The sequence below is a fragment of the Lactiplantibacillus sp. 7.2.4 genome (assembly GCF_018991185.1).
Lineage (GTDB): Bacteria > Bacillota > Bacilli > Lactobacillales > Lactobacillaceae > Lactiplantibacillus > Lactiplantibacillus pentosus.
In genome coordinates, this window is sequence record NZ_JAGYGS010000115.1 from 1 (window position 1) to 3,119 (window position 3,119).

General features: G+C 49.0%; 1 rRNA gene. It reads left to right on the top strand.

What is annotated here, in order from left to right:
- Nucleotides 1-137: 137 nt before the first annotated feature.
- Nucleotides 138-3,058: ribosomal RNA gene (locus tag KGF70_RS16640) — 23S ribosomal RNA — on the top strand.
- Nucleotides 3,059-3,119: the final 61 nt, after the last annotated feature.

The following is a 3,119-nucleotide window of genomic DNA, read 5'->3' on the forward strand; positions in this document are numbered from 1 at the left end:
AAACTTGTTCTTTGAAAACTAGATAATATCAAATATATTTTTTCATAATGAAACCGAGAACACCGCGTTTTTTGAGTTTTTTATTGAAGTTTAATTATCGCTAAACTCATTAATCGCATTTACCGTTAGGTAAATGAGGTTAAGTTAACAAGGGCGCATGGTGAATGCCTTGGCACTAGGAGCCGATGAAGGACGGGACTAACACCGATATGCTTCGGGGAGCTGTACGTAAGCTATGATCCGGAGATTTCCGAATGGGGCAACCCAGCAGTTTTAATCAACTGTTACCACTAGATGAATTCATAGTCTAGTTGGAGGTAAACGCTGTGAACTGAAACATCTCATTAGCAGCAGGAATATAAAGAAATTTCGATTCCCTAAGTAGCGGCGAGCGAACGGGGAACAGCCCAAACCAAAGTGCTTGCACTTTGGGGTTGTAGGACTGAACATTTGAGTTACCAAAGAACTTGATAGTCGAAGGATTTGGGAAAATCCGCCATAGATGGTGATAGCCCAGTAGATTAAATCAAATTCTCTCAGTTCAGGATCCTGAGTACGGCGGAACACGTGAAATTCCGTCGGAATCCGGGAGGACCATCTCCCAAGGCTAAATACTACCTAGTGACCGATAGTGAACCAGTACCGTGAGGGAAAGGTGAAAAGCACCCCGGGAGGGGAGTGAAATAGTTCCTGAAACCATGTGCCTACAATAAGTCAGAGCGCGTTAATGCGTGATGGCGTGCCTTTTGTAGAATGAACCGGCGAGTTATGATCCCGTGCAAGGTTAAGACTAAAAAGTCGGAGCCATAGCGAAAGCGAGTCTGAAATGGGCGATTTGAGTACGAGGTTATAGACCCGAAACCAGGTGACCTATCCATGTCCAGGTTGAAGGTGCGGTAAAACGCACTGGAGGACCGAACCCGTGTAAGTTGAAAATTGCTGGGATGAGGTGTGGATAGCGGTGAAATTCCAAACGAACTTGGAGATAGCTGGTTCTCTCCGAAATAGCTTTAGGGCTAGCCTCGGATTAAGGATCATGGAGGTAGAGCACTATTTGGACTAGGGGCCCGTCTTGGGTTACTGAATTCAGATAAACTCCGAATGCCATTGATTCATGTCCGGGAGTCAGACGATGAGTGATAAGATCCACCGTCGAAAGGGGAACAGCCCAGACCATCAGTTAAGGTCCCTAAATGTATGCTAAGTGGAAAAGGATGTGGAGTTGCATAGACAACTAGGATGTTGGCTCAGAAGCAGCCACCATTTAAAGAGTGCGTAATAGCTCACTAGTCGAGTGATCCTGCGCCGAAAATGTACCGGGGCTAAGCATACTACCGAAACCATGGATGCGACCATTAGGTCGCGTGATAGGAGAGCGTTCTAAGGGCGGTGAAGCAAGATCGTGAGGACTTGTGGAGCGCTTAGAAGTGAGAATGCCGGTATGAGTAGCGAAAGATAGGTGAGAATCCTATCCACCGAATGACTAAGGTTTCCTGGGGAAGGCTCGTCCTCCCAGGGTTAGTCGGGACCTAAGTCGAGGCCGAGAGGCGTAGACGATGGATAACAGGTTGAGATTCCTGTACTAGTTAAGTGCGTTTGAGCAATGGAGGGACGCAGGAGGCTAAGATGTGCATTCTGTTGGATTAGAATGTCCAAGCAGTAAGTCTTGTGAAGAGTCAAATGCTTTTCACTTTAAGGACAAGCTGTGATGGGGAGCGAAATTTAGTAGCGAAGCGTCTGATGTCACACTGCCGAGAAAAGCTTCTAGTGAGTACTTAACTACCCGTACCGCAAACCGACACAGGTAGTCGAGGAGAGAATCCTAAGGTGAGCGAGTGAACTCTCGTTAAGGAACTCGGCAAAATGACCCCGTAACTTCGGGAGAAGGGGTGCTGATCGCAAGATCAGCCGCAGTGAATAGGCCCAGGCGACTGTTTATCAAAAACACAGGTCTCTGCAAAATCGTAAGATGACGTATAGGGGCTGACGCCTGCCCGGTGCTGGAAGGTTAAAAGGATGGGTTAGCTTCGGCGAAGCTCAGAATTGAAGCCCCAGTAAACGGCGGCCGTAACTATAACGGTCCTAAGGTAGCGAAATTCCTTGTCGGGTAAGTTCCGACCCGCACGAAAGGCGTAACGATCTGGGCACTGTCTCAACGAGAGACTCGGTGAAATTATATTGTCCGTGAAGATGCGGACTACCCGCGACAGGACGGAAAGACCCCATGGAGCTTTACTGTAGCTTGATATTGAGTGTTTGTACAGCTTGTACAGGATAGGTAGGAGCCATAGAAACCGGAACGCTAGTTTCGGTGGAGGCGTTGGTGGGATACTACCCTCGCTGTATGACCACTCTAACCCGCACCACTAATCGTGGTGGGAGACAGTGTCAGGTGGGCAGTTTGACTGGGGCGGTCGCCTCCTAAAAAGTAACGGAGGCGCCCAAAGGTTCCCTCAGAATGGTTGGAAATCATTCGCAGAGTGTAAAGGCACAAGGGAGCTTGACTGCGAGACAGACAGGTCGAGCAGGGACGAAAGTCGGGCTTAGTGATCCGGTGGTACCGTATGGAAGGGCCATCGCTCAACGGATAAAAGCTACCCTGGGGATAACAGGCTTATCTCCCCCAAGAGTCCACATCGACGGGGAGGTTTGGCACCTCGATGTCGGCTCATCGCATCCTGGGGCTGTAGTCGGTCCCAAGGGTTGGGCTGTTCGCCCATTAAAGCGGTACGCGAGCTGGGTTCAGAACGTCGTGAGACAGTTCGGTCCCTATCCGTCGCGGGCGTAGGAAATTTGAGAGGACCTGTCCTTAGTACGAGAGGACCGGGATGGACATACCTCTGGTGTACCAGTTGTGCCGCCAGGCGCATCGCTGGGTAGCTACGTATGGATGTGATAAACGCTGAAAGCATCTAAGTGTGAAACACACCTCGAGATGAGATTTCCCATTCCTTTATGGAAGTAAGACCCCTGAAAGATGATCAGGTAGATAGGTTAGAAGTGGCAGTGCGGTGACGCATGAAGCGGACTAATACTAATCGGTCGAGGACTTAACCAAGTAATTGGTGTTCCGGTTCATATGAAACATTTGATATTGTCTAGTTTTGAGAGCACAAGTT